Below are 24,124 nucleotides of genomic sequence, written 5' to 3'. Positions count from 1 at the left end.
ATTCAAATCAAAACAGTCGTCAACTTTAGACGCCTGCCGCCTCGACAACCTTCTTTGCAGCATCGGTCAGGCCGACGGCATTGATGATTTCGACATCGCTTTCTTCGAGCATCCGTCGACCCTCTTCGACTTCGGTTCCTTCCAATCGAACGACCAAAGGCACGTTGAATCCGACCTCTTTGCTGGCCGCGATCAACGCATCGGCAATCGTCGTGCAACGTGCGATGCCGCCGAAGATGTTGACCAGTACCGCTTTGACGTGGGGATCGGCCAACAGGATTCGGAACGCTTCGGTCACTTGGTCTTTGTTCGCTCCGCCACCAACGTCCAAGAAGTTTGCGGGTTCGCCACCGTGATGCTTGATGATGTCCATCGTCGACATCGCCAGTCCAGCTCCGTTGACCAAGCAAGCGATGTTACCGTCTAGCTTGACAAAGCTCAGCCCCGACGCCGCAGCTCGCAATTCGCTTGGTTCCTCTTCGGCATCGTCGCGAAGTTCCGCGATGTCTTTGTGGCGGAACATCGCGTTGTCGTCGAAGGTGACCTTCGCGTCCAAAGCGATCATTTCGTCGTCGCCGGTGATCACCAACGGGTTGACTTCCAGCAGGGCACAATCGAGATCGACGTACAGCTGGCAGATCTTTTTCATGAACAAGTCGGCTGAACGGGCGGCTTTACCGCTGATGCCCATCGCCTTGCACAACTTGCGGACCTGGTAGCTCTCCAATCCAACGTGCGGATCAAAGTGCTCCTTCAAAATCTTTTCAGGCGTCTCTTCGGCGACCTTTTCGATCTCCATACCACCTTCGGTACTGACCATCAAAACGGGCAGCGAGACGGCGCGGTCCAGGACGATGCCGAGGTACAATTCGCGAGCGATGTTGCAACCCGATTCGACGAAGACTTGGTTGACGCGTTGGCCTTCGGGACCGGTCTGGATCGTGACCAGATGGTTGCCCAACAGGTTCTCGGCAACGCGTGCTGCGTCGTCGGCCGATTTGACCAATTCAACGCCGTGTTGTTCCGGCTTTTCAGTAACCGTTCCCTTGCCGCGACCGCCGGCATGGATCTGAGCTTTGACAACCGCAATCGCGCCGCCCAGCTTGTTGTATGCATCTTTGGCTTCGTCCGCATTGCGGGCGACCATGCCTTGCAGCACGGGGACGCCAGCGGCTCGAAACAGTTCTTTCGCTTGATATTCGTGGATTTTCATAAGATGGAGGCCTAACAGGAAACAGGACGACCGCACGCTGGGAGGGATTATAGGACCCGATGCTTTCCCCTTAAAGGCGTCGGGACGGGGCGGGTTCTGATTTCTTGAGGTTCGCGCCCGGCAATCCGCTCTGCGGGCACGTTGAGGATTAATCATCGGGCGACCGCTGCGAGCCAATTCGAATCACACAGGTTGTCAGTGTCGCGCAGACTCGCAACATTGGACTGAAATGGTCGCGTTGGCGACTGCCCATCGCGCCCTTTGGAAACTAAAATCAAAGATGATCCCCGCAAGCTACTTCCACCAAGGTCTTCCCTACGACGACTTTCTAGCCAAACACGGATCGGACCTCGATCGACGCAAGTGGGCGGCTGTCTACGATGTGTGTGAGTTGACCGACGCGCAAACCGCGTTGATCGGCGGGTTTGTTCGCGAGATGCGAGTCCTCTGTTTCGCGGGAGCTTGGTGCGGTGATTGCGTGCAACAGTGCCCGATCCTGCGGCGGATCGAACAGGCGAGCGATAAGATCACCGTTCGCTATATCGATCGCGATGCCAGCGAGGAGTTGAAGGGAATCATGTCGATCTGCGGAGCCGCTCGCGTCCCGCAAGTCGCGTTCTTCAGCGAAGAAGACTTTTTTGTCGGTCACTACGGCGACCGCACGCTGGCTCGATACCGTCAGATGGCCGACCAGTTGGCCGGCGCGGCATGTGGATCGGGGATCGTTACCGCTGATGATCCCGTTCAGGCGGCGGTGATCCAAGAATGGATAAATGAATTTGAACGCACCCAGCTGATGTTGCGGACCTCGGCTCGGCTGCGCGAGAAGCATGGAGATTGAACCCGATGCAAACGATTACCCCCGACGAACTGCGGGAAGAATTCCAAGAGATCAACGACTACGACGAACGGCTCGAATACATCATCGAGTTCGCTGATGGGCTGCCGCAGATGGCTGCGGAACATCGCGTCGAACCGAATCGCGTGCAGGGTTGTGTCAGCAACGTTTGGTTGGTGGCCAGCCAACGCCCCACCGAATCGGCGGACGATTCGCCGATCCTCGATTTCGAAGCCGATAGCGACGCGGTGATCACGCGCGGGCTGATTGCGATCATCGTCGCGTTGTTGAGTGGCAAGCCGGCGAAGGAGATCCTGGCGATCGACATCGATGGGCTGTTCACCGAACTGGACCTGCAGGGGCATCTGACCCGCTCTCGCAGCAACGGGCTGCGATCGATGGTTCGCCGCGTTCGCGAACTGGCGGAAGCTGCGTTGTAGGTTTTCCCGCTCGTAAGGAAGGCTCTCACGATGGGTAACGGCTCGCCGACTGAACACGCAAAGATTGTGATCGCTCACCGCGGCGCCTCGGGATACCTGCCCGAGCACACGCTGCCGGCCAAGGCGTTCGCTTACGCTGTCGGTTCCGACTTTTTGGAACAGGACGTCGTCCTCAGCAAAGACGACGTGCCGCTGGTTTTGCACGACGTCCACTTGGATACCGTTACCGACGTCCGGCAGCGGTTTCCCGAACGGGCACGCGACGATGGGCGTTTCTACGCGATCGATCTCACGCTCGACGAATTGAAGTCGTTGTCGGTTTCCGAACGCTTCGATCCGGCGACCGGTCAGGCCGTCTTTCCGAACCGGTTCCCGATGGGGCTGTCGCAGTTTCGGATCGCAACGCTGGCCGAAGAACTGGAATTGATCCAGGGACTCAACGACAGCACCGGCCGCGACGTCGGGATCTATACTGAGATCAAACGTCCGGCTTGGCATCGCCAGCAGGGGAAAGACATCAGCCAGATCACATTGGCGGTGCTGAACGAATACGGATACGCCAGCCGATCGGACAACGTCTATGTCCAATGTTTTGATGCGGCGGAAACCCGTCGGATCCGCGACGAACTCGACTGCCAAATGCGGTTGGTGCAGTTGCTGGAAGACGACGACTGGGGGCGAACCACCGCGGAATACGATCTGGCCGCGGCGGAGTCCGATCTGCAAACGATGGCTAAATACGCCGATGCGATCGGGCCTTCGATGAACGTTGTCGTCGTTCCCCACGCAAACCGCCAAGGGTATCTGTGCACGCCGCTTGTCGAATTGGCTCATCGCTGCGGTTTGAAGGTCCATCCGTGGACATTGCGAGCCGACGCGTTGCCCGTATACGTCGACAGCTTCGAGCGATTGATCGAGATCGCGTTGTTCGAAGCCGATGCCGACGGGGTCTTCAGCGATTTCCCCGACGTCACCGTCGCGACGCGGGATCGGTTATTCCAGGCGTCGTAGGCCGCGGCGACTGAAGATCGGCGGCATATTGATGAAAATCGGGCGGTCGGCTATCATTCGCTCGCGTATAGCAAGCGTTTTAAAATGTTTGAGTGCCTGCTGGGGGGCCTCGGGCTGCTTCAATAAATAATCCATTGGGATGCACAAAAAATGAGTGGTGATTGCGATTTCGGGCTGATCGGCCTAGCTGTAATGGGCGAGAACCTGGCCCTGAATGTAGAGAGCCGCGGTTACAAGGTTGCCGTTTACAACCGCACGACCGACAAGGTCGATGCCCTGATCGAAGGCCGTGCCGCTGGCAAGAACTTCGTCGGTTGCCACTCGATCGAAGAGTTCGTGAAGTCGTGTGCCCGTCCGCGCAAGTTGATGATGTTGGTCAAAGCGGGCCCCGCTGTCGACGCGATCATCGAACAATTGACGCCGTTTTTGGAACCAGGCGACATCATCATCGACGGTGGAAACACCCACTACGCCGATACCGAACGCCGCACAAAAGAAGTCGAGGCCAAGGGCTTCCACTTCATCGGCACCGGTGTTTCCGGTGGTGAAGAAGGCGCTCTGAAGGGCCCAAGCCTGATGCCAGGCGGATCGAAAGATGCTTGGCCGATGGTCAAGGAGATGTTCCAAGCGATCTCGGCGAAGGTCGGTCCGAATAACGACATCCCTTGCTGCGATTGGGTTGGCCCACGCGGTGCCGGCCACTACGTGAAGATGGTTCACAACGGCATCGAATACGGCGACATGCAGTTGATCTGCGAAGCGTATCAATTGCTGAAAGACGTCGGCGGCCTGACCAACGACGAACTCTATGACGTCTTCGACGAATGGAACAAGGGCGAACTGCAAAGCTACTTGATCGAGATCACTCGTGACATCTTTAGCGTCAAAGATGGCGACACCAGCGACCACTTGGTCGATCGCATCTTGGACGTCGCTGGCGCCAAGGGCACCGGCAAATGGATGAGCCAATTGGCGTTGGATCTGGGCGTGCCAAGCACCCTGGTCACATCGGCTGTATTCGCTCGCGGCATCTCGGCTCAAAAGGAAGCTCGCGTTCGCGCCAGCAGCATCCTTCCCGGACCGGCTGAAGGCGATAACCCGAAGCTGGCCGCAGCGGTTGCCGAATTGGCGGGCGACCGAGCGACCTTCATCGAGATGGTTCGCCAAGGTCTGTACGCGTCGAAGATCGTCAGCTACGCACAAGGCTTCGTCCAACTGCAAGCTGCATCGCAAGAGCACGACTGGGATCTCGATTACGGCCAATGCGCCCTGCTGTGGCGTGGCGGTTGCATCATCCGCGCCCAGTTCCTCGATCGCATCAAGGAAGCGTTCGACGATCAACCGAACCTGGAAAACCTGATGCTGTATCCTTATTTCAAGGATGCGATGGCAACCGCTCAGCCTCATTTCCGTGCCGTCGTTATGGCAGCAACTCAGTTGGGCGTTCCGGTTCCCGCGTTCAGCACCGCGTTGGCCTACTACGACAGCTACCGTCGCGATCGCTTGCCAGCGAACCTGCTGCAAGCTCAACGCGATTACTTCGGTGCTCACACCTACAAGCGAACCGACAAAGATGGCGTCTACCACACCGAGTGGTTGGACCTCCGCAAGCAACCGACCAGCTAGTTCTGGCGTTACAAAAAATGCGACGGCGCCAACACGCCGTCGCTTCAAAATTCATTGGGTGCCGCGATGCGGCGCCTGATTGTTGCCAAGCGACCGGTTCATCGACCGGTCGTTTTTTATAGGGCGTGTTGCTTGTGAGCCTTCGGCGGCTTACGAGCTTGCGTTGCCGCGGCTGGTTTTCGCTTTCCAAAACATGCCGGGCGAATTCCCAAGGCCATCGCCATTGCGAATGCACTTACCGGAGCCAAGAAGCTCATCAACGCTCCCATCTTGACCGAGTCTTGAATCGGTCCGGGCATCGGGAAGGCGGCTGTCGAAACAAACAACGCGACGGTGAAGCCGAGGCTGGCGATGCAGCCGAGCACGACGACGTGCCGCATGTTCATTCCTTCAGGCATCTCCAGCTTGAACGATCGAACGGCCAGCAGAGTCATCAGGCCGATACCAAGCGGCTTGCCAACAAACAGTCCCAGCAGGACCAATCCGGTGCCCGCTCCGACGCTGCTGAAGACGACGCCCGCATTGACCAAGGCAAACATGCCCAGGATCAGTTCGACAGGATGCTTCCACCAATGCTCGAAAGCGTTCAACGTATCGGTCCGCGCGTCTTCAGCTTTGGCAAAGAATCCAAGGTCGGTCTTCGCGTGCGGAAGGGTGGGGATGATCGGAACCAGGCCCAACGCGGCGTGGATGCCAGCCATGTAGAACGAGACCCAGCTGAGGACGCCGGGGATCGCCAGGTACCACCAGAAATTGCGGACTCCTGCGCGGTTCATCGCCATACCCGAAGCGACTGCGGCGACGGTGAATCCAAGCCAGGCAAAATTTGTTTCGGCCGATGGATAGAAGACAGCCAGGATCATCAGTCCAATCGCGTCGTCAGCGATCGCCAACAACAACAGGAACGAGATCGCCGCGTGTCCGCCACCGAAGATCATTCGGGCGACCAGTAGACTGAACGCGATGTCGGTTGCACAAGGAACAGCCCAGCCGGCACCAAGCGTGTCGTTGCGGCCCAGCAAAGTTGTACCGGCGAGATAGACTATCGCCGGTCCGGCGACGCCACCGAGGGTTGCCAGCAACGGCGTGGCAGCTTTGCGAAGGTTCGAAAGCGGTCCGCCCGGAAGCAACGCTTCCCAAACTTCTTTCGCTGCGATGGCAAAAAACAAAGCCATCAAAATGTCATTGACTAGGAAATGGATCGTGAATCCGTGGTGTCCGCCCGCTTCGGCTGCGTGAGCATGTCCGTGGCTCAGCCCCAGGAATTGAGCGATGTCCCAGTGTACAAATGCGTTGTAGGCGTCGGAGCCTTGGCTGTTAGCGACGTTGGCCCAAATCAGAGCGATCGCCGCACCGAGGACGAGAAACAGCGAGTTTTCAAAGAAGAACCGCAGATCGATTCGTCTGGCGCTGTCGGATTGGTTCGTTTCCATCGGGTAGCCCTAACCGTGTGGATTGATAGATAAAGCGGGCGAAAGTGCCTGGGAAAAGCATAGGTCGGGAACGGCTGAAGACAAATTCAACCGCCGGCGTGGCACCGGTTCGGGGGATTCAAATCCCCAAAAACCTGACGTCCCCGGTTATCGACGTTTGTCGCGGCGGTGCACCCAGCGGTGCTGCTCCATTTACGTTCTAGACCGCCGACCGGACGACGAACACCAAAAAACACGAGAAGAAACGCTGGGATCGAGTTTTTGACGCATCGATCAGCTATGCCGATAAGGTGGCATTGCTCAGCACCTACCGGCGGTGCCGTCGTCTCCCTCGGAATTCGAGGCAACACAGCCGCAAAAAAATTGTCGTGATCTAGGCGTTTGGGAGTGAGGAGCACCAAATGAGCTGGGCCGGAAAGCATCTTTCAGGGGGAAATGCCCCAGTGAACCGCCTTCTCGTTTGCCACGTGGTCTCACCATGCCCCGCCAGAGCGAGTTGTTGCACATGGAGCCTAGGGAAACTACTGTAGGTGTCTGCCGTTCGGGTCGAGACGAGGCGTCGACCAGCGGGATGCGTTGCGCACATTGTGCGTATCGAAGGAATGCATTGGATGCATCGGGCGAATTCGCAGATACTAGCTTCAGTAGTCGGGAGAACCGCTACCAAGTCGAACTATTCGACACGGGCGGGGGGCGGAAGGCCTCAGCTTCCAACGACAGTTTCACCTTCAGGAGAAAACGATGCAACTTTCATTTCAGCTGGCTTGTTTAATGACAAGCTTCGCCGTGCTCGGCATGGCAACCACGGGATTCGCTGAGGATCCACCTTCGGATGGTTCGTCGGGGGATAGTCTCAAGGGGATTCAAAAATGCCCGGTGATGAGCCCGCCGCTCGATCCTAGTGCGCGGCACACCGCTGCGGGGGCGTATTCCAACGGCGACTGGTGGCCCAATCAATTGAACCTGCAGATCCTGCATCAGAATTCGGTCAAAAGCAATCCGATGGGGGATGGGTTTGATTACGCGGCGGAATTCAACAGCTTGGATCTCGACGCGGTTAAGAAGGACATCACCGAGCTGCTGACGACGTCGCAGGATTGGTGGCCAGCCGATTACGGACATTACGGACCGTTGTTCATCCGCATGGCTTGGCACAGTGCGGGGACCTATCGCGTAGCCGATGGTCGCGGCGGTGCCGGTTATGGGACGCAGCGCTTCGCGCCGCTGAACAGCTGGCCCGACAACGCCAGCTTGGACAAAGCCCGTCGTCTGCTGTGGCCGATCAAACAGAAGTATGGCAAAAAAATCTCTTGGGCCGATCTGATGGTCCTGACCGGGAACTGTTCGCTCGAATCGATGGGCTTGGAACCAATCGGGTTCGCCGGTGGACGCGAGGACGTCTGGGAACCACAACAAGACATCAACTGGGGCCCCGAAACGACGTGGTTGGGCGACAAGCGGTACCATGGCGATCGCGAGTTGGAAAATCCGTTGGCCGCGGTCCAGATGGGATTGATCTACGTGAATCCCGAGGGGCCCAACGGCAAGCCCGATCCGTTGGCGGCAGCACACGACATCCGTGAAACGTTCGCTCGGATGGCGATGAACGATGAAGAAACCGTCGCCTTGATCGCCGGAGGGCACACGTTTGGCAAAGGTCACGGTGCGGCCGATCCCAGCAAATACGTAGGCCCCGAACCCGAAGCGGCGGGACTGGAAGAACAGGGCCTCGGCTGGAAGAACTCCTTTGGTAAGGGGAACGCTGAGGATACGATCACCAGCGGTTTGGAAGGAGCTTGGAGTACGACGCCGACCGAGTGGTCGAACAGCTACTTCGACAACTTGTTCGACTACGAATGGGAGTTGACCAAGAGTCCCGCCGGGGCGCATCAGTGGACGCCGAAGGATAAATCGGCCGAGGGAACCGTTCCCGACGCGCACGACCCTAACAAATCGCACGCGCCGATCATGTTCACGACCGACCTGTCGCTGAAGCTGGATCCGATCTACGGTCCGATTTCCAAGCGGTTCCACGAGAATCCCGATCAGTTTGAGAAGGCGTTCGCCAACGCGTGGTACAAGTTGACGCATCGCGACATGGGCCCCGTTTCGCGATGCTTGGGACCTGAGGTCGCCCCGCCGCAATTGTGGCAGGATCCGGTACCCGCGGTCGATCATGCTTTGATTGGCGAAGCGGAGATCGCACAACTGAAGAAGATCTTGCTCGACTCGGGACTTTCGATCTCCGAATTGATGGAGACCGCATGGGCCTCCGCCTCCACGTTCCGCGGCAGCGACAAGCGTGGTGGTGCCAACGGTGCTCGGATCCGACTGGCTCCGCAGAAAGATTGGGCGGTGAACCAACCGGCGGAACTCGCCAAGGTTTTGAAGACGTTGGAAAAAGTTCAGCAGGACTTCAACGAAAAGCAATCGGGTGACAAGCGGGTTTCGCTTGCCGATCTGATCGTGTTGGGCGGTGTTGCGGCAGTCGAACAAGCGGCCAAGAACGGCGGCTACGAAGTGGAGGTTCCGTTTTATCCGGGCCGCACCGATGCGACCGATGAACAGACTGATGTCGAAGCGTTTGCAGTCCTGGAACCGAAGGCTGATGGCTTCCGCAACTACTACGGCCATACGCTCGACCGCCCCGCGGCCGAACTGTTGGTCGACCGAGCGAACTTGTTGACGTTGACGGCCCCCGAGATGACCGCGTTGGTTGGCGGGATGCGAGTGTTGAACGTGAACGCCGACACTTTGAAGTTGGGCGTGTTTACAAAGCAGTCCGATACGCTCTCGAACGACTTCTTCGTGAATCTGTTGGACATGGAGACCGTTTGGAAGAAGTCGCCGATGTGTGAACACTTCTTCGAAGGACGCGACCGAGAGAGTGGTGAACTGCGTTGGCAGGCGAGTGCCGTCGATCTGGTCTTCGGTTCAAACTCGCAACTGCGAGCGATCGCCGAAGTTTACGCCAGCGAAGACGCGAAGCAGAAGTTCGTCCACGACTTCGCAGCCGCTTGGTCCAAGGTAATGAATCTCGATCGATTCGATCTCGATCGCGAACAACGCAGTGGAACGCAAGTCGCTCTCGTTGGCCGGCGCTAAACGCTGTCGATCGAAAACGGTCCGCGCCACGTGCGCGGACCGTTTTTATTTTGACTTAGCTCTCGCAGTTGGCAGCTTGTTATACGTGCTGGGTAGTTCTGAAAAAATTTGATGTCGCAGTGTTAAGATTGGCAGAATGATGGGGGCAGAATAATGATGCGCGACAAATCATTCTGCCAGCGTACGCTCTGTCCGGGGCATCTGGCGGAGAGTTATTTGCAGAAGGGATTTCAGAACATTTGAAGGAAACAATTTTAAGATTGGCAGAATGATGAGGGCAGAATAATAATGCGCGGCGAATCATTCTGCCAGCGAATCATTCTGCCAGCGTACGCTCTGTCCGGGGCATCTGACGGAGAGTTATTTGCAGAAGGGATTTCAGAACATTTGAAGGAAACAATTTCAAGATTGGCAGAATGATGAGGGCAGAATAATTAATGCGCGGCGAATCATTCTGCCAGCAATCATTCTGCCAGCGTACGCTCTGTCCGGGGCATCTGGGCGAAAGTGATTTTTGCAGCAGGGATTTTAGAACATCTGAATGAGCCAATTTTTAGATTGGCAGAATGATCGGGGCAGAATGATGATGCGCGACATATCATTCTGCCCCGATCATTCTGCCAACACTCATCCTGAGTCGACGAAGCTTTGCAAACAAATCCAAGTTCTGAATTGGTAGGAAACGCTATTGGGCGTCAACTCAAAATGTCTTTCACGACATGGGCTTCTTCGACGCCTGTCAGTTTGAAGTCGAGGCCTTGAAATTTGTAGGTGAAGCGGTGGTGATCGATTCCTAACATGTGCAGCATTGTGGCGTGGAAGTCGCGGACGTGGACTTTGTTCTGTACTGCGTTGTATCCGAAATCGTCGGTCGCACCGTAAGTCGTTCCGCCGCGGACACCGCCGCCGGCCAGCCAGATCGAAAAGCCTTTGATGTGATGATCGCGGCCACTTCCCTGCGCCATCGGCGTCCGGCCGAATTCGCCTCCCCAAACAATCAGCGTCTCGTCCAACATCCCTCGCTGCTTCAGATCTTGCACCAGCGCCGTCGTCCCTTGATCGACAAGCGACGCCGTCTTGGCGACTCCCGCTTTCACTCCGCCGTGGTGATCCCAGCCGCGATGATACAGTTGGATGAAGCGGACGCCGCGTTCGGCCAAGCGGCGAGCCAGTAAACAATTGCTGCCAAACGATCCATCGCCGGGCGTGCAGCCGTACATCTCGATCGTCTTCTGTGATTCGTCCGACATCTCGGTCAACTCGGGAACCGATGCCTGCATCCGGAACGCCATCTCGTAGGTCTTGATCCGCGTCGCGATCTCGGGATCGTCCAACACTTCGTTGCGATGCGAATCGATCCGCGCGATCGCGTCGACGATCTCTTTCTGTTGCCTCGGCCCAACACCCGCCGGATTGCCGACGTAGTGAACGGGATTCCCCGTCGCGTGCAACTGCACTCCTTGGTGCTGGCTCGGTAGAAATCCGGAGTGCCACTGCCGCGAACTGATCGGTTGCGATTGCCCGCCTCCCTCGCTTGTCAACACGATGTAGCCGGGCAGGTTCTGCGTTTCCGATCCCAATCCATACAGCACCCACGATCCCATCGACGGCCGTCCGCTGATCGCCGTGCCGGTGTTGAAGAAGGTGTGAGCCGGGTCGTGATTGATCTGTTCGGTGTGCATCGATTTGATCACGCACATCTCATCGGCCACTTGCCCCATGTGTTTGAAAACCGACGTCATCTCCAATCCCGATTTCCCCTGTCGGACAAACGGATGTTGCGGCCCCATCACCTTGAGCGCTCGGTTTTGCAGCTGAGCGATCGGTTGGCCCGCAGTCAGCGACTCCGGCATCGGCTGGCCGTCGAGTCGCGCAAGTTCCGGCTTGTTGTCAAACGTTTCCAGATGGCTCGGTCCACCCGCCATGCATAGATGGATCACCCGTTTGATCCGTGGCCTATGGTGAGGCACTTCCGCCAGCGTCGCCGCGCCGGCTTCGCTATCGAGCAGCGATGACAGCGCGACCGAGCCAAGACCGACGCGTCGCAAAAACGTTCGGCGAGCCAGCGAGTTGTGGTGTGAACGGAAGGGATGGTTCATAGCTTCGACTCTAATACCGAGTGATCGTTTCGTTGAGGTTTAACAGCACGCGGGCGACGCTAATCCAGGCCGCCAGTTCCGCCGTGTTGAGCCCTTCCGACGTGCGAGCATTTCCGTGAGCGACCATCTGGTGAGCCTGGTCGGCGTGGGCGGCAAAGTGTTTGTGGTGGTTGGCGTACAACTTTTCAAGCTCTTGTACGACGAAAGGATCGGCGTCGCGGAGCACCGTTTGGCGGTAGGCCCAATCGATGCGATCGGCGACCGATCCGTCAGCTTCCTGCATGATCCGCGCGGCGAAGGCGCGAGCGGCTTCGACAAAACTGGGGTCGTTCAACAGCGTCAACGCTTGCAGCGGTGTGTTGGATCGCGATCGCATCGCCGTGCATTCCTCGCGGCTGGGAGCGTCGAAGGCCTTGAGCATCGGATGCAGAAACGTTCGCTGCCAGTGCGTGTAAACGCCTCGCCGATATTGATCGGGGCCATCGTCGGCGACGTACGTCCGTCGTGGGAAATTCAGCTGAGCGTAATAGCCCGCGGGTTGATACGGTTTGCTGCTAGGGCCTCCGACCTTTTCGACCAACAGCCCGCTGATCATCAAGTTGGTGTCGCGGACCATTTCGGCACTGATCCGAAACCGACCTTGGCGAGCGAACAGATCGTTGTAGGGATCTTGGGCACGCAGCGCGGCCGACGGCTTCGACGACTGGCGGTAGGTCGCGCTGCGAGCGATCATCCGCAGCATATGTTTGATGTCCCAGCCCGATTCGACAAACTCGACCGCCAGGTAGTCCAACAGTTCGGGATGGCTGGGGAATGTTCCCTGGCCGCCGAAATCGTCGACGCTGGTACAGATTCCGCGGCCGAACATCAGGTACCACAACCGATTCACCATCGTCCGCGCGGTCGACACGTTCTCTGGTTCACACATCCAATTGGCCAAGTCGAGACGCGTGGCACGGCCTTCGGTTTCCAAGGCTCCTAGAAATTCGGGGATCGCCGGTTCGACGACTTCCCCCGATTCGTCCATCCAGTTCCCGCGGTGCAGGATTTTGATCGGCCGCGGTGTCACCGATTTACTGATCGGCGTCGTCGTGATCGTTTTGGCAAACGCATCGTGAGCGGCTGTGGCTCGAGCGACTTTCGCCGACTGTTCGATGTGCGACGGGTGCGTGGTCAGGTAATGTTCACGCAGTTGTTTTGTTTGTTCGTCGCTACGCTCCTCAGCCGGTGTTCGCAGCGCGGCGACGAGGTTGGGAGCCAAGGCGTCGGTGATTCGCGTCCCTGCGGAGTCCCAATAGGCGGTTCCATCAAATTGAGTAAACGCCATTCCGTTGACGACGTCACCCGGCTTGAAGCCGACGTCGGCCGCATCGACTTCCAGACGGATCCACTTCCCCGTTTCAGGCAGCTTCCCCTGGCGACGGTATGCGGGGGAGATCTGTTTGGGATTGTTGCGCCCGTAGGAAATGGCGTCACTGCCCCAAACGGCGCGGTGGTTCCAATCGCCATCGTTCCATTGAAGCATGATCGCGACAGGTGGGGTTTCCGGATCCAGATAGACCCATCCGAACAACCGCGTCTTCGCCTGGATCGTGATCGTTTGTTTGGCGTTGATGAAGTAGTGCTGCGTCAATTTGTTGGCGACTTGTTTCCACGCAACCTCGCCCGACTGAACCGGTTCCGTCGCGCCAGTCACCGCGTTCCAATCGCCGCTCAACGTCGCTTCCGGCGGCTGATCGTCGAGCCAAATTTCGACAACCTCGTTCGGTTCTTCTGCCGTCTTCAACGCCTCTGCTTCCCACTCCGCTTGCCCCGCCAAAAGCGAGCTTTGCAGTTCCGTCAGGTCTTGTTGGGCTCGATCGACTTGTTGATCCAACGCCGCCAATTGTTGGCTCTGTTCAGCGGTAGGAACCGGGATTTGCGGCGGACGTTGCCGTGCGCCGTATTTGCCTTGCTCTTCCAAGTCGGCGAAGAATGCACCTAACGCGTAGAAGTCTTTGGCCGTGTAGGGATCGTATTTATGATCGTGGCATTGAGCGCATCCAACTGTCGCTCCCATGAAGACCTGCGACACATTGCGGACGCGGTCGGCGAAATAGATCGCCAGGTAGTCTTTCGGCTGGGCGCCGCCCTCTTCCGTCGTTTGGTTCAAACGGTTGTAACCCGATGCGACGATTTGATCCAGCGTGGGATTGGGCAACAGATCGCCCGCTAGTTGTTCTCGCACAAATTGGTCGTAGGGGAGATTGCGGTTGAAGGCGTTGATGACGAAGTCGCGGTAGGGGGACATCGAGACGTCTTGGTCGCCGTGGTAGCCGACGGTGTCGGCGTAGCGAACCAGGTCCAACCAATAGATCGCCATCCGTTCGCCAAAGCGAGGCGAATCGAGCAGCTGGTCGATCAATTGTTCATACGCTTCGTTTGACGGAGCGTCAACAAACTGTTCGGCTTGCGCCGCTGTCGGCGGCATGCCGGTAAGGTCCAAGGCCAGCCGGCGGACCAAAGTCACCGGATCGGCGGCGGGCGATGGTTCGACACCAACCTCGGCCAGCCGCGCAGCGATCCAGCTGTCGATCGCGTTGATGCCCCAGCCGTTGTCCTGATGCGGGGGAAGCTCTGGGCGACGCAGCGGCGTGTAGGCCCAGTGGACTTCATATTCGGCTCCCTCATCGATCCAACGCTTCAGTAGCGCGATCTGCGATTCATCGAGCGGCTTGTGCAAAGCGGCTGGCGGCATCCGGAGATCGTCGTCGTCTGAAAGAACGCGGGCGATCACTTCGCTCGCCGATGCATCGCCTGGCACGATCGCAGCCGCAACCGCTTGTTCGCGGACATCCAACCGTAGACCGCCCGCGACCGTTTCGGCATCGGGGCCGTGACAGGCGAAGCAGCGATCGGACAGGATCGGTCGGATGTCACGATTGAACGAAATCGGACGCGATTCGGCCGACCAAGCCTCCGTCGCCACGAACAGAATTGCGAAGCCCATCGTGGCCCAACGGCAGCTTTCCAGGGCGGTTCGGAGAGACTTCGAGCAGTGGCTGCGGATGTTCATCGGAGACTGTCGCAGGAGAGGCGGGGGCGGAAGGGGGATCCAATCGCAAGGGCGTCGTGTTTGATTTTATCCTGTCCCCGTGGGGCATGCACGCTCCGCTGTCGGCAATTCCGCTGTGAAATCCGACCAACGCACGTCCGCGCTTTGATTTGACCGATAGGTCCAGACAATGTACATTTGAGTAGTGATCGCTGGTAAGAATCGGGAGGTGGGCCATGCCTTGGGAAAAATCATTCGACGAAGCGGAAGTGCTCGACAAAGCGATGCATGTCTTTTGGGAAAAAGGCTATGCATCGACTTCGATCACCGATCTGACAACGGCGACAGGTATCCAACGCGGCAGCCTCTACAATGCCTTTTCCGGCAAACAGGAACTCTTCGTCCGTTCACTGTTGAAATACGACACAGAACAACGTCGAACGCTGATCCAGAAATTGGAACGGATGGATGATCCGTTGAAAGCGTTTAAGTTCCTGTTCGATGCGATCGTCAAGCAGTCGCTGTCCGATCCGAAGAAGAAGGGCTGCTTTCTTATCAACACGTCGCTTACGCTTGGTGACCACGACGCGGCCGCTCAGAAAATCGTCGGCACCTCGCTGCGCGAGTTCACTGAATTCTTCGAGCAACAGATAAAACTAGGGCAGCAGCGAAAGCAGATCCCAAAATCGGTCGATCCCGAACCGACCGCCCGAACGCTCTTCGCCCTTTTGGTCGGCATGCGTGTCATGGCCCGCGGCAGTTTTGATAAACCGGCACTCCAGCAAGTTGCCGACCAAGCGATGCGATTGGTGGCTTAGTGGGCCGGTGCCCGCTGGCGACGGTTACTCGCCAGCAATGATCGCATCAATCCGTTGCCACAGATCCTCACACAGCCCGTCGCGGTAGGCGGCCTTGCGGAAGGCCGTGTGTTCTCGACGGTACATTTCCAATTTGCCTGCGGCGTCGCGTTGTCCTTCCTGCAGGTTGGCAAGTCGGTCGGCCGCTTTGACCGTCAACGCCAACGTGTTGGTTGTGGCAGCAAGTTTTGCGTTGGTCTTCGCTTTACGCACGCTCCGCATTTCGCCTTCCTCGTCGGTCAGGATCGCAACCGTTTCCGCCATCGCCTGGCCGAAGCTTGCTTCGATTTCTTCAATCGTCGTCGCCGTATCTTCAACGGTATCGTGCAGGTAGGCAGCCACTTGCGCTCGCTCACCAAATGGCTCGAGCAACGCAGCGACCGCATCCAGATGGTACACATAGGGATGCTCGCCATATTGCTGACTGCCATGTGCCCGCAGGGCAAATTCCCGGGCGACTTGTACGTTGGTGTGCATCGATCTCCTTTCGCGGAGGGTTGTCGTTTGGAACACGCGTCATATCGGACTGCGGCTTTGACAAACACGCATCCTACAAGAAGTCATCGCCCAGAGGAGGCGTTGGTTCGAGCACGGCGTGGTGGATTGGCGGGACGCGCGGGGCGTTGCCCACGCGGTTAAACGATTGGTGTGCGTCTGCTTCAATGCTAGTTTAACCGCGTGCCCATCGGGCCGCGCGTTGTCGTTTGGTCGCCTTTCGCTCCGCGAAAGTGCTGTCGGTTTTACTAGCACGAAGCGCAAGCTAGTGAATTCGCGACCGGCGAACCGAATCACTCGCTTGCGCTTCGTGCTGGTATTGCTTCCAATAAAATTCGTTTAACCGCAGGCGGCGTGTTGGGACGCGCGGGGGCGTTGCCGACGTGGTGAAACGAATTGCGTTATCGAATCGGTTTGCCCTCTTCTAGCATCCCGACATATTTGGCGATCCGTTTTTGCACCGTCTCAGGCCGCTTGGCGGTTTGCAAGTGGAAGCCGATCAGATAGAGGCTGGACTTGCTGAGTTTCTCGAACGCTTGGTTCGCTTTGGGGTTGCCGCGGAGAGCCGCCAAGAAGTCGTCGTGCATCACCATCTCGCTGGCCGGGGCGTAGGCAGCTTCCCAACGACCATCGGCTTGCGCGGCGTGGACGTGTGCTAAGCCCGGTTCTTGCATCCGCCCCTCGGCGATCAAACGTTCGACATGTTCGCAGTTCCGCTTCGACCAATGGCTGCGCGGACGGCGAGGCGTCACGCGTTGCAGGTATGCCTTGTCGTCGAGCGACTTTTTGATGCCGTCGATCCAGCCCCAACAGAGCGATTCGATCACGGCTTCGGTCCAGTCGATCGACGGTATGCCGGTCGCTTTTTTAAAAAGCTTCAACCACAGTTCGGGTTCTGAATCATGGTTCGCCTGCAACCATGCGCCGTACGCAGCTGGCGTTTCGAAGGATCGGATTCTTTGTGGATCGGGTTCAGGCATTGGTTTGCGATTGCAAAGGGGCGACGCCCGGGCGAGCGAGCTAACGCCAAGCGTCCAGACGTTGTTAGTGATGATCGGTTTACGACTGAGAAAGCGTCGCAATGATGGGAGCACCACGAGTAACAATGATCGTATGCTCAAATTGCGCGGAGAGGTTTTGGGGATGTCCGACGAGAGTCCAGCCGTCTTGGGCTTCGGAGACAAAGCTGCTGTGGGTCGAAAGAAACGGCTCGATGGCAATGACTTGACCAGCTGTTAGCTTGCGGGTATCTCGATGATCATAATAGCTGACGATCCCGTCGGGCTCTTCGTGGAGGCTGCGTCCGATACCATGGCCGGCGAGATTTTTAATGACCTTGAATCCGTGTAACTTGGCCGTTTTCTGAATTGCATTTCCGATCCGATTGATCGACGTCCCGGCTCGAGCTTCGGCGATCGCGCGATGCAAGGCCTCTCCCGTCGCGTCGCACAATCGTGACTTGCGTTTGGCGATCGGTGGAACAACGATCGTACCGGCGGTATCGGCAAAGTAGCCGTCGAGTTCCGCGGAGACATCGACATTCACGATGTCGCCAGGCTGGATCACGCGGGGGCCCGGAATCCCATGCGCGGTCTCTTCATTGATGCTGATGCAGGTAGCACCTGGAAAGTCGTAAACTACGCGTGGTGCCGATTTCGCTCCGAAGCGATCCAACATTTCGGCTCCAAAGTCATCCAGTTCCGCCGTCGTCATTCCCGGCTCCACGGCGCCGAGCATGGCGTCCCGGACTTCAGCGACAACGCGGCCGGTCTTTAAGATCCCAGCGACATCCTGTTCGTTTTCTACTGTCATCAAACTTCCTTCACTCTGTCAGGCAATGGATCCCTATCCCCAGCCAAGCGGCCGCGATGAGGGGAATATAGATTAAAACGCCCGGGGTCGCTGCGGCTATGCATTCGAGGCGATTCATGGCTTCAGGCGACGGAAACCATCGTTGATAGCTTTTCGACGGTCCGGTAGTTGCGTGCCGTCGTCACGACGCCAAGGTGTTTTTCGGCGTTGGCGGCGAGCTTGGAACGGCCGATTCCGTCGGGAGCGTGCAGGAAAAAGACGCTATCGGTGATTTGATACCGTTCGCTGGTCGATTTTGCGTTTTCGAGCGATTTGGTATCGGGGGCCGAGGGCGGGGCGGCAAGGAAGAGGAAATGGAGCGACTTCGGATCCGAGATCGCCTCGGGGAATGGATTTGATGCAATGGCTTGCCGCAGTTCGTCTGGCTTAATCAATAACAACTGCGGACGAAAGCCATGCTGTTGTTCGATCGTGCGGGCGATCTTCGCGGCTAATGGAGCAGCCGTCCGGGCCGTAGAATCGAAGACGACGTTTCCGCTTTGAATATAGGTGCGGACGTTCTTCAGCTGCAGCGACTCGAGGTCCGACTTCAGCTTCGCCATCGGCAAGATGTTGTTGCCACCGACATTGATACCGCGAAAGAGTGCGATCCATGTATTCATTGGTGCGTTGGTGAGCTCAGCTGGTGGAGGAGGAAGGTATCGGCGTTGTTACGCTTTTTGTTGGTTCAGTCGACACGGTCTCCAACGATCGATGGAACTCTGTTTTTTGGGGCGGTTGGGAAAATGAGTGTTTGTGCTTCGGCGAATTAGTGTTTCGGCTGCTGACTCAACATGAAACCGGCATTTTCGCTGGTCGGTGGACGGGCCTCGGTCAGCTGCATATCTCCAGGCCGTATAATGTGCGGCTCATGAGTATTATCGCTTGAACTTTTGTTTTGAAGTCGCCCGCATGAAGATTCCTTCGGTATTCGAAAAGCCGGTCAAACCAACACCTTGTTCGCGGACATATTGGGTGTTGGAAGGTGCCCTGCTCGCCGGGGCTTATCCGGGGCGTCCCGATCCCGAGGAACATCAGCAGCGGCTTCAGTCGCTGTTCGATGCTGGCATGCGAACCTTCATCAATCTTCAGGAGGAAGGGGAAACGAATAATTTCGGCAAACCGTTTGTCCGGTACGATAACGGACTGCGAGAGCTCGCGGGCGGTGAATTTGCTCATTTGCGATTTCCGATCCCCGATGGCGGCACCACAACGGTCGACCGGATGCGTTCGATCCTCGATGCTATCGACTTATCGCTCGCGGCCGATCGCCCCGTCTACGTTCATTGTTTTGGTGGAATGGGACGAACCGGAACAACTGTCTGTTGTTGGCTGCTGCGTCACGGGCTTGCGACATCCGCCAACGTTCTCGATCTGTTGACCCGACTTCGCCAAGCCGACGTCCAGCGGGCAAGCTGGAAAGCTCCTGAAAATGCCAGCCAAGAAGCGTTTGTCTTATCATGGACCGGGGGAGTCCGCGATCGGCGGACGAAGCGATGATTATTCAATTGATTCTCTAACAATGCCTCACGGACCGCAGCCAATGTCCAATCGTTTTCCAACCGTCGTGATTCTGATCACAGCTGCTGCCTTCGTGGGCTTCGCGATTTGGTTGACCGTGATGCCCAACGCGTTGCTAGAAGGCTTTGGAATCACAGAGCGAACGCCGCAGATGGCGACCGAAATACGAGCTTTCTACGGCGGGATCGAGTTCGGCATCGGCGCGGCAATGTTTTTGCTGTGGCGCCGCGGCGATTTGTTTGCTGCGCTGTTGATCGGTGGCTTGCCGCTTGCCGGATCGGCAACCGGGCGCTGCGTTGGCATGATCGCAGATGGATACTTCGGCTTGCACGCGGGGGTTGCCGTTATGGAAGCGATCGCGGCGGTTCTTTGTTTTATTGGATGTGCGGTGGTTTCGCGAGGAAGCGTCGATGGATGAATGGGATCTGCGGCGGGACGGACTTTGCATGTTGCGTCAGGCGGTTTGCCACGCGTCGATCGCGCGTTTACTGGCCGTCTGCGGGACAGCGTTTGAGGGCGAAACGAAGAGTGTGCGAGCCCGCTCCAGTCGCGGACATGTCTACGCGGCGCGAAATTTGATCGATTCGATTCCGTACGTGACAACCGTTTGGCAATGCGAAGTGTTGCTGTCGTTTCTACGCCAGCAACTGGGAGCTGACTTCGGTCTCGTCCGCGCGTTGTTCTTCGACAAACCGCCCGATCGAACTTGGGGGCTGGCATGGCACAAGGATATGTCGATCGCTGTCAAAGATAACGCGATCACTTCGGCATCCTTCTCGCGGCCGACAGTCAAGGCGGGTGTGCCTCATGTGATCGCGTGCGATGAAGTTCTGAAACAGCTGTTGACGCTACGGATTCATCTAGACGAAGTAACCGCCGAAAATGGACCGCTACGCGTCATCCCCGGCTCGCATCGATCGAGCGACCCAACCGGCGAGTCGCTCGAAACCGCGGTCGACATCCACGCCGCCGCGGGAGACGTGTTGGCGATGCGGCCGTTGATCAGCCACAGCAGCGGTGCCTCCACGCCGGGCACACGGCGCAATCGACGGATTTTGCATCTGGAATTCGCTCCCTCGCCGTCGCTGCCCGATGGAATGGAGTGGCATGATTTTGTCGCTCCTGACGCGTGAAGGCCTGCATCAATTACCGTAACCGGTAACGGAAATGTTCGTTGCGTTGCGATGGAAAGAACATGAAGTCGCTCTCGATTCAGAGCGACTTCACGATCGGTTCTGCAGAATCAACGTTCGTACGAAAGCAAGAACTTCGACCGCTCCTCGGCGAACTTGCGCAGCGACATCGGTTGGTCCGCTTTGGGAGCGTCGCTGGTCGTTGCGTTTTGGAACGCTTCGTAGGAAGAGAGCTTCCGCGTGTCGGCTTTGACCAACGGATCGATGAGATTTCGATACTCTTCGACCATCGGCCCCAGTTGATCCCAAGCGACCGAATCGGCGGCGATCTCACGCACGTATTGCATGTAACGCGTTCGCAGTTCGGGGACCGCTAGCAGTCGGCTGCGCAGTGGCATCCGATCGCTGTCGAGTCCGATCAAGGGATCGGTGTCGACACCACCGCCGCGCGGTCCACGTCCTCCAGGTCCGCGTCCCATGCCTCGTCCAGGACCGCCAAAGCCACCGGGACCTCCGGGGCCACCAAAACCTTCAGAGCCGTCCGGACCACCAAATCCACCGCGACCGTCCGGACCACCACGACCTTCGGGGCCACCGCGGCGGCGGGGATCGAAGTCACGACCGGGACCAAATTCAGGAGGTCCACCGCGGCCGAACTGCTCGTCGCGTCCTGGTCCGCGTCCGGGACCGTCGCGACCTTCACGCCCTGGTCTCGGACCGCCGTGCCCCGCCAATCCGAACCCTTCGTTCATGTCGTGTGGAATGATGTGGAATTTCCCATCCTTGGAACGGAACAGGTTGTAGTCGCTTGCGCGCGTCCAGTATCCGTCGCCGTTGAGGAGCACCACATCCAGAGCTAAGAATTTTAGCGTCTCATCGATATCGAGGATCGGCTCGAGGGCGGCGACCAATTGTTCCGGCGGCGTTTCGTTCAGCGTCTTGCACAACTCGATCAACGCCCGCCATTCCTTCTCGCCGTCGTTCGATTTCATCTCGAACCGCGATTTGTACTCGGCCAAGTCGTCTCCCAGATAACGCAACCCGCCATCGGCGCCTGGGTTGCCGGGAACCTTCCAGCGGGTCCCCTTCGACCCGTCGTAGTTCTCCTTCAGAAACGTCTTGTCGAACTGTTGCACGCTGTTGTACAGCCCCCAGCTCTCCCCATTTACGACCACGTGGACAAAGTTGGCTTTGGGCGCCGGAATGTATTTGCGAACTATCTGCGAGTAGACAACGCTACTCATCATCGAGGGATCGCCGTGACAGTTGAGCAAATTCAACGTCTTGTAGCCGCCGATTCGCTGGTCCTCGTCTATCGTATCCAATGAGACGTTAAACGATCGCTTGGAACCGCGTGAAACGTGCCCGAAGGAAGAGGCACCGCGAAAGTGCACGCCGACACCTTCGTATGTCTTTCCGTCGACGATCATCGTCGCAGGAACGTCGACATCGGTGCCGTGGAATTCTTCTAGCTCCGTTTCCCACTCGTCGTTTTCAAATTCCAGGAAGACCGTTCGCAGGACGCTGGGATCGTAGAGCGGTTTGTCGGGATAGACGGCGACGTCGGCAACCTCCACCTTCGGGCCTGGGGTTCCCGGTTCGGATTGCCCACCGGGACCGCGACCTCTGCCTCCGGGGCCGCCAGGACCACCACGGCCTCGACGCTCTCCTTCCATCGTGGCATCCGACGCGATCGCTTTGCGAGCGACTTGGCGTTCATCGGCGTTAAGCCAACCGTTGCCGTCGACATCGTAGTCCTTCACAATCTTTCGCTCTTCGCGGTTAGGGCCTCCAGGCCCGCCGGGACCGCCTGGTCCAAAGCCAAACACGCCGGGGCGTTGGGCGTAGACGATTCCGGCGGCAATCGCTCCCAACGGGACCAGAAACAGTAGTGAACGAACGATCTTTTTCATGTTTGCACCTGAGGTGTTCATTGGTTGAAGAGGGATGGGAAGCTAGTTAACGAGCCGGGCGAAGATCGACACTCTGGACTCCTTCGATAAGGTTCAAACGGTTGAGGACTTCGACCGGATCGACATCGGGACGCAGGCGGACCCGGTACTGCAGATCGAGCGAGGCTCCCTGTTTGCTTGTCGATCCGGAGGTGAACTCGACCTTGCTCATCAGGGCCTCAAAGACCTCGTGGAACAGCAACTGAGGATCTCGTCCGACCGCCAACCGAATCTCGAGCCTGGTGTCCTGGGGCGTGACCGGACCGCTGTTGCCACCGCGAGGGCGGACCAAGGCGGCGGCCAATCCCATCACGCTGATACCTACCAACGCGACGGTGATCTGGTCGGCACCCACTGCCATCCCGACGAGGACGGCAAAGATCACAAACGTGATGTCGTACGTATCGTCGACGACGGTGCGGAAGCGGACGATCGACAGTGCCCCAACCAGTCCGAAGGCCCAGGCGACGTTTTGCCCGATCACCAGTGGCAGCATCGCACACAGAATCGATAGCAGCACCAACGTCGGCGGAAAGGTAGGCAGGAATTTTTCACGTGGACGCACGCCCCAGTAGATCGCGGCTATCGCGCATCCGCACAGGAACGCGGTCCCCAGACGCAACGCCATCTGCAATGCACTGCTATCGTTTGGCGTGCCAAGCAGCTGAGAGGGATCGACCGATGGGGTTAGCCAAGTTGGCATTGGATGGTTTCCTTGTCGAGTGTGCCGACTTGGTTTGGGGATGCAACGGAATTCGATTCGGTCGACGCGAGCCGCTGTTGGGCCAACGTCATCAATGTCGTCGGTTGAACCGGCAACAACTGGAACTCATAAAGCAGTCGCTTAAAACGCAGCGGCAGCGCGTCGGCGAATTTCATCCGCAAGAAGTTTGATTGAAGCGAAACAAAGCCGGCGTCTTCGTCGCAGTTGGCGAGCGTGTCGTAGGATGTTGGCGTTTTGAGACGGATGTTTCGATCCAAAGTCAATCGGCAGTTGTCGGATGCTTGAGGGAACAAGACGGTCCGCTCGAAGCCAACGTTCAAGCATGCACTCAATTGCTTTTTGACAACTTCTTTGTGGAACCATTTACCGGGCCACTTTTTGTCGACATTCACCGGATCGAGACGCGGCAAGTCGTTGGCATCGACATGCGTTTGGCGAAGCGAGGCGAGATCATCCTTCCAACGCTTGCACTCCAATGCGACTGCTCCGCAACAGCCAAAACGTCGGATGCGGTACTGTCGCGATTTAGACGATGGTCTCTTCGAAGGCTTGCCGACGTAATAGCGATCCTCCAGGCAATCGACTGTCGAAAGCGGACCGCCGTCGCGGCGAACCGCTGTCAGTACGGCTTCGACCACGGCATCGGTCAAGACAAACGTGAATTCCGAACGGGGGCTGTATTTCAAACGACTGACTCGCAATGACGAACGCGGTTGAAGCGGCGGTGACGGGTCACCCTTTCAACATGTAGTGCGTATCGAATTGCTGCAGTGGGCCAAGGAATCGAAGAAA

At 57.7% G+C, this 24,124-nt stretch carries 20 protein-coding genes; 9 read left to right on the top strand and 11 right to left on the bottom strand.

Annotation, left to right across the window (positions count from 1 at the left end; translation table 11 throughout):
- Positions 1-25: 25 nt before the first annotated feature.
- Positions 26-1,213, bottom strand: a complete 1,188-nt coding sequence (gene sucC / locus CA51_RS13510) for an ADP-forming succinate--CoA ligase subunit beta (RefSeq protein WP_145121409.1) — start codon at positions 1,211-1,213, stop codon at positions 26-28.
- A gap of 280 nt (positions 1,214-1,493) precedes the next feature.
- Here sucC and CA51_RS13505 point away from each other — a divergent pair, with 280 nt between their 5' ends.
- From CA51_RS13505 to gnd, 4 genes are all read left to right on the top strand, one after another.
- Positions 1,494-2,054: a thioredoxin family protein gene (locus CA51_RS13505; protein WP_145121407.1), complete on the top strand. Its 561-nt coding sequence runs from the start codon at positions 1,494-1,496 to the stop codon at positions 2,052-2,054.
- A 5-nt stretch (positions 2,055-2,059) separates the two neighbouring features.
- A complete protein-coding gene (locus CA51_RS13500; RefSeq protein WP_145121406.1) occupies positions 2,060-2,491 on the top strand; it encodes a SufE family protein in 432 nt (143 codons plus the stop codon).
- Between the two features lie 30 nt (positions 2,492-2,521).
- Entirely contained in the window at positions 2,522-3,502 is a 981-nt protein-coding gene (glpQ, locus tag CA51_RS13495; protein WP_145121404.1) for a glycerophosphodiester phosphodiesterase, read from the top strand.
- Positions 3,503-3,652: 150 nt separating this feature from the next.
- Positions 3,653-5,128 (top strand): decarboxylating NADP(+)-dependent phosphogluconate dehydrogenase, encoded by a 1,476-nt coding sequence (gene gnd / locus CA51_RS13490; protein WP_145121402.1) that lies wholly within the window; start codon positions 3,653-3,655, stop codon positions 5,126-5,128.
- Positions 5,129-5,244: 116 nt separating this feature from the next.
- Here gnd and CA51_RS13485 read toward each other — a convergent pair whose 3' ends face one another.
- Positions 5,245-6,561: a Na+/H+ antiporter NhaA gene (locus CA51_RS13485; RefSeq protein WP_145121400.1), complete on the bottom strand. Its 1,317-nt coding sequence runs from the start codon at positions 6,559-6,561 to the stop codon at positions 5,245-5,247.
- Between the two features lie 741 nt (positions 6,562-7,302).
- On the opposite strand from CA51_RS13485, the gene katG reads away from it, so the two are divergent.
- Positions 7,303-9,666: a catalase/peroxidase HPI gene (gene katG, locus CA51_RS13480; protein WP_276528643.1), complete on the top strand. Its 2,364-nt coding sequence runs from the start codon at positions 7,303-7,305 to the stop codon at positions 9,664-9,666.
- Positions 9,667-10,361: 695 nt separating this feature from the next.
- Here katG and CA51_RS13475 read toward each other — a convergent pair.
- Both CA51_RS13475 and CA51_RS13470 read right to left on the bottom strand, forming a co-directional pair.
- Positions 10,362-11,765 carry a DUF1501 domain-containing protein gene (locus tag CA51_RS13475; RefSeq protein ID WP_145121398.1) on the bottom strand — a complete coding sequence of 468 codons (1,404 nt, stop codon included), beginning with the start codon at positions 11,763-11,765 and terminating at the stop codon, positions 10,362-10,364.
- A 10-nt stretch (positions 11,766-11,775) separates the two neighbouring features.
- Positions 11,776-14,754 (bottom strand): PSD1 and planctomycete cytochrome C domain-containing protein, encoded by a 2,979-nt coding sequence (locus CA51_RS13470; protein ID WP_145124147.1) that lies wholly within the window; start codon positions 14,752-14,754, stop codon positions 11,776-11,778.
- A 281-nt stretch (positions 14,755-15,035) separates the two neighbouring features.
- On the opposite strand from CA51_RS13470, the gene CA51_RS13465 reads away from it, so the two are divergent.
- Positions 15,036-15,617 carry a TetR/AcrR family transcriptional regulator gene (locus CA51_RS13465; RefSeq protein WP_145121396.1) on the top strand — a complete coding sequence of 194 codons (582 nt, stop codon included), beginning with the start codon at positions 15,036-15,038 and terminating at the stop codon, positions 15,615-15,617.
- Positions 15,618-15,641: 24 nt separating this feature from the next.
- On the opposite strand, the gene CA51_RS13460 is transcribed toward CA51_RS13465, so the two are convergent.
- From CA51_RS13460 to CA51_RS13445, 4 genes are all read right to left on the bottom strand, one after another.
- Entirely contained in the window at positions 15,642-16,169 is a 528-nt protein-coding gene (locus CA51_RS13460; protein ID WP_197451162.1) for an HD domain-containing protein, read from the bottom strand.
- 383 nt (positions 16,170-16,552) lie between these two features.
- Positions 16,553-17,032: a YdeI/OmpD-associated family protein gene (locus tag CA51_RS13455; protein ID WP_231745674.1), complete on the bottom strand. Its 480-nt coding sequence runs from the start codon at positions 17,030-17,032 to the stop codon at positions 16,553-16,555.
- 178 nt (positions 17,033-17,210) lie between these two features.
- On the bottom strand, positions 17,211-17,963 hold the full coding sequence (gene map / locus CA51_RS13450; RefSeq protein ID WP_145121392.1) for a type I methionyl aminopeptidase: 753 nt from the start codon (positions 17,961-17,963) through the stop codon (positions 17,211-17,213).
- 122 nt (positions 17,964-18,085) lie between these two features.
- Positions 18,086-18,625, bottom strand: a complete 540-nt coding sequence (locus CA51_RS13445; RefSeq protein WP_145121390.1) for a DUF1697 domain-containing protein — start codon at positions 18,623-18,625, stop codon at positions 18,086-18,088.
- 289 nt (positions 18,626-18,914) lie between these two features.
- Between CA51_RS13445 and CA51_RS13440 the strand changes: the two genes are divergently transcribed.
- The 3 genes from CA51_RS13440 to CA51_RS13430 are packed head-to-tail and all read left to right on the top strand — an operon-like array spanning position 18,915 to position 20,656.
- Positions 18,915-19,502 carry a protein-tyrosine phosphatase family protein gene (locus CA51_RS13440; protein WP_231745673.1) on the top strand — a complete coding sequence of 196 codons (588 nt, stop codon included), beginning with the start codon at positions 18,915-18,917 and terminating at the stop codon, positions 19,500-19,502.
- Between the two features lie 43 nt (positions 19,503-19,545).
- Positions 19,546-19,941, top strand: coding sequence for a DUF4345 family protein (locus CA51_RS13435; protein WP_197451161.1), 396 nt, complete (start codon positions 19,546-19,548; stop codon positions 19,939-19,941).
- Positions 19,934-20,656: a phytanoyl-CoA dioxygenase family protein gene (locus tag CA51_RS13430; RefSeq protein WP_145121386.1), complete on the top strand. Its 723-nt coding sequence runs from the start codon at positions 19,934-19,936 to the stop codon at positions 20,654-20,656. The genes CA51_RS13435 and CA51_RS13430 overlap by 8 nt, the downstream gene beginning before the upstream one ends.
- Positions 20,657-20,766: 110 nt before the next feature.
- Here CA51_RS13430 and CA51_RS13425 read toward each other — a convergent pair whose 3' ends face one another.
- From CA51_RS13425 to CA51_RS13415, 3 genes are read right to left on the bottom strand one after another with little or no spacing between them, the layout of a single operon-like run.
- Positions 20,767-22,569 carry a CotH kinase family protein gene (locus CA51_RS13425; protein WP_145121384.1) on the bottom strand — a complete coding sequence of 601 codons (1,803 nt, stop codon included), beginning with the start codon at positions 22,567-22,569 and terminating at the stop codon, positions 20,767-20,769.
- Positions 22,570-22,615: 46 nt separating this feature from the next.
- Positions 22,616-23,311: a DUF4956 domain-containing protein gene (locus CA51_RS13420; RefSeq protein ID WP_145121382.1), complete on the bottom strand. Its 696-nt coding sequence runs from the start codon at positions 23,309-23,311 to the stop codon at positions 22,616-22,618.
- On the bottom strand, positions 23,296-24,018 hold the full coding sequence (locus tag CA51_RS13415; RefSeq protein ID WP_145121380.1) for a CYTH domain-containing protein: 723 nt from the start codon (positions 24,016-24,018) through the stop codon (positions 23,296-23,298). Before CA51_RS13415 ends, CA51_RS13420 begins: the two co-directional genes overlap by 16 nt.
- Between the last annotated feature and the right edge of the window lie 106 nt (positions 24,019-24,124).

The organism is Rosistilla oblonga (assembly GCF_007751715.1).
Classification (GTDB): Bacteria; Planctomycetota; Planctomycetia; order Pirellulales; family Pirellulaceae; genus Rosistilla; species Rosistilla oblonga.
The sequence above is the reverse complement of the archived record's forward strand: the minus strand, read 5'-3'. Positions and strand labels throughout refer to the sequence as shown.

Coding starts and splice junctions, on each gene's coding strand:
- sucC (WP_145121409.1), bottom strand. CDS start 1,213: ATGAAAATCCACGAATATCAAGCGAAAGAACTGTTTCGAGCCGCTGGC.
- CA51_RS13505 (WP_145121407.1), top strand. CDS start 1,494: ATGATCCCCGCAAGCTACTTCCACCAAGGTCTTCCCTACGACGACTTT.
- CA51_RS13500 (WP_145121406.1), top strand. CDS start 2,060: ATGCAAACGATTACCCCCGACGAACTGCGGGAAGAATTCCAAGAGATC.
- glpQ (WP_145121404.1), top strand. CDS start 2,522: ATGGGTAACGGCTCGCCGACTGAACACGCAAAGATTGTGATCGCTCAC.
- gnd (WP_145121402.1), top strand. CDS start 3,653: ATGAGTGGTGATTGCGATTTCGGGCTGATCGGCCTAGCTGTAATGGGC.
- CA51_RS13485 (WP_145121400.1), bottom strand. CDS start 6,561: ATGGAAACGAACCAATCCGACAGCGCCAGACGAATCGATCTGCGGTTC.
- katG (WP_276528643.1), top strand. CDS start 7,303: ATGCAACTTTCATTTCAGCTGGCTTGTTTAATGACAAGCTTCGCCGTG.
- CA51_RS13475 (WP_145121398.1), bottom strand. CDS start 11,765: ATGAACCATCCCTTCCGTTCACACCACAACTCGCTGGCTCGCCGAACG.
- CA51_RS13470 (WP_145124147.1), bottom strand. CDS start 14,754: ATGGGCTTCGCAATTCTGTTCGTGGCGACGGAGGCTTGGTCGGCCGAA.
- CA51_RS13465 (WP_145121396.1), top strand. CDS start 15,036: ATGCCTTGGGAAAAATCATTCGACGAAGCGGAAGTGCTCGACAAAGCG.
- map (WP_145121392.1), bottom strand. CDS start 17,963: ATGACAGTAGAAAACGAACAGGATGTCGCTGGGATCTTAAAGACCGGC.
- CA51_RS13445 (WP_145121390.1), bottom strand. CDS start 18,625: ATGAATACATGGATCGCACTCTTTCGCGGTATCAATGTCGGTGGCAAC.
- CA51_RS13440 (WP_231745673.1), top strand. CDS start 18,915: ATGAAGATTCCTTCGGTATTCGAAAAGCCGGTCAAACCAACACCTTGT.
- CA51_RS13435 (WP_197451161.1), top strand. CDS start 19,546: ATGTCCAATCGTTTTCCAACCGTCGTGATTCTGATCACAGCTGCTGCC.
- CA51_RS13430 (WP_145121386.1), top strand. CDS start 19,934: ATGGATGAATGGGATCTGCGGCGGGACGGACTTTGCATGTTGCGTCAG.
- CA51_RS13425 (WP_145121384.1), bottom strand. CDS start 22,569: ATGAAAAAGATCGTTCGTTCACTACTGTTTCTGGTCCCGTTGGGAGCG.
- CA51_RS13420 (WP_145121382.1), bottom strand. CDS start 23,311: ATGCCAACTTGGCTAACCCCATCGGTCGATCCCTCTCAGCTGCTTGGC.